The following is a 586-nucleotide window of genomic DNA, read 5'->3' on the forward strand; positions in this document are numbered from 1 at the left end:
GGGACGGGGAGGTGGGGGAGGGCGGGGCGGGGGCCCGGCGCGCCGCAGCGGCTGCGCCGGACCCCCGCGGTGCGGTCAGTCGACCGGGAAGAGCGACACCGTGAGCGAGCCGGCGTACTCGCCGGCGCGGGTGTCGACCGGGACCTCGAGGTTCAGCTCGGCGGTCAGGTCGGTGGTGCCGAGGCGGCCGTCCGAGGTCGCCGTGGCGAGCGTGGCCGGAGTGGCGAGGCCCTCGCCGCCGCCGAGCACGGTCGCGACCGGCGAGCCGGGGGTGACGCCGGGCTTCGTGGTGAGCAGGCCCGGGGTCCAGCCGAGGTGCTGCGCCCGCAGGATCTGCGAGCCGGTGGACAGGTCCGCCGCCTGGCCGGAGACGGTCCAGCCGCCGGCGCCCGCCTGGGCGTTGGAGCGGGAGTCGGTCACCGACACGGTCGGCAGCGCGCCGCCGAACCGGAGCTTGTCGCCGACGTTGGCGCCGCCGCCGAGGGCCACGCCCTCGCCGAAGTCGGCCACCGACATGGTCAGCGAGCCCTCGACCTCGCCGGCCTGCGGCACGGTGGCGGTCAGCGGGATCTCGCCGGCCTCCGGC

General features: G+C 78.3%; 1 pseudogene. It reads right to left on the reverse strand.

Annotated features, from left to right (window positions below):
• Positions 1–75: 75 nt before the first annotated feature.
• Positions 76–586 (reverse strand): annotated as a pseudogene (locus tag Cpa01nite_RS18400) (alkaline phosphatase); the annotation flags it as partial.

This window comes from Cellulomonas pakistanensis, assembly GCF_016862755.1.
Classification (GTDB): domain Bacteria; phylum Actinomycetota; class Actinomycetes; order Actinomycetales; family Cellulomonadaceae; genus Cellulomonas; species Cellulomonas pakistanensis.